Genomic DNA, 460 nt, shown 5'->3' with positions numbered 1-460 from the left:
TCAAGACAGGCCAGGGCAGGCATCTGGTGACGGGCCAGGATCCGGTTCACCGTCCTGGCCGGGACCCCGACTCTGGTGCTGATCCAGTCCTGACCCCGCCGGTGCGTGCTGCGGGCCTGAAGGACTTGCTGTTCGGTCTGGGCGCTGGTTCTGCTCGGGCAGTGGTGAGGCCGGCTGGAGCGATCCTGCAGCCCGTGTTCGCCCTCGGTGCGGTAACGGGAGACCCACCGGTGCGCGCACTGACGCGAGATGCCCATCAAGGCTGCGGCGTGGGCCACGGGCATGCCCTCTTCCAGAACCCGGTGGACCAGTAGCGTCCTTCCATACACGGTCAGGCGGGCGTTAGCGTGGGACATGAGAACCTCCGTGGTGATTGGGATGCCGTTGACAAGCCCCACTTCACCCGGAGGTTCTTTTCATCGTCAACGTCTATCTGTCACCAACGTCATGGCCGAGTACA

At 64.6% G+C, this 460-nt stretch carries 1 protein-coding gene; it reads right to left on the bottom strand.

Annotated elements, in window-relative coordinates; all coding sequences use genetic code 11:
* Positions 1-356, bottom strand: a 356-nt coding sequence (locus HMPREF2863_RS00010; protein ID WP_168165742.1) for a leucine zipper domain-containing protein, incomplete at its 3' end; no start/stop codon positions are given.
* Between the last annotated feature and the right edge of the window lie 104 nt (positions 357-460).

This window comes from Micrococcus sp. HMSC067E09 (genome assembly GCF_001812555.1).
In the GTDB taxonomy this organism is placed as follows: Bacteria; Actinomycetota; Actinomycetes; order Actinomycetales; family Micrococcaceae; genus Micrococcus; species Micrococcus lylae.
This window is presented reverse-complemented; position numbering and strand designations above follow the sequence as displayed.